The organism is Arthrobacter sp. 10T425 (assembly GCF_056393985.1).
Genome location: NZ_JBFTGZ010000057.1, coordinates 1 through 534 on the forward strand (window position 1 = coordinate 1; position 534 = coordinate 534).

Here is a 534-nt window from a genome sequence, read left to right on the forward strand (position 1 = left end):
ACTCTATTGTGTGCCGATCGTTCTATAGTTGAGGTGGAGCGTTGACGTGTTAGGAGAACTCCGAAAACCACGCTTCTATCGTGTTCTGGCGCAGTATCGGCCAACCTCTATTGACAGCAGTGGTGATCGATCCTTCGCGCCAGCAACTTTCTGACGAGGAGGACATCATGTTCAAGCATCTTCTTCTGGCGGTTGACGGCTCGGCCCTCGCGGAGTCTGCATTCGACAAGGCGATTGGACTTGCCAGCGAGATGGATGCTCGGGTGACTGCAGTTCGCGTCTGCCCGGACTACCACGTGCTTGCCTACCATACGGAAATGCTGACCGATACCCGAGAGCAGTACAAGGAAGCGGCTCAGCAGGATGCCACAAGGTATTTGACCGAGCTAACCGGCAAGGCGGCCAGCCTCGGTGTTAGCTGTCAACCGCTCTACACGGTGAGCGACCACCCCTACGAAGCGATAATCAAGGCTGCTGAAGACAAGCAGTGTGACCTGATCGTCATGGCATCTCATGGCCGCCGCGGCTTGCAGG

General features: G+C 56.4%; 1 protein-coding gene. It reads left to right on the plus strand.

Translation table 11 applies throughout. The annotated features are described in order from the left end of the window. Positions 1-80: 80 nt before the first annotated feature. Positions 81-534: universal stress protein (locus tag AC1DDH_RS20490; RefSeq protein WP_476956214.1), on the plus strand; the 454-nt coding region annotated here is incomplete at its 3' end.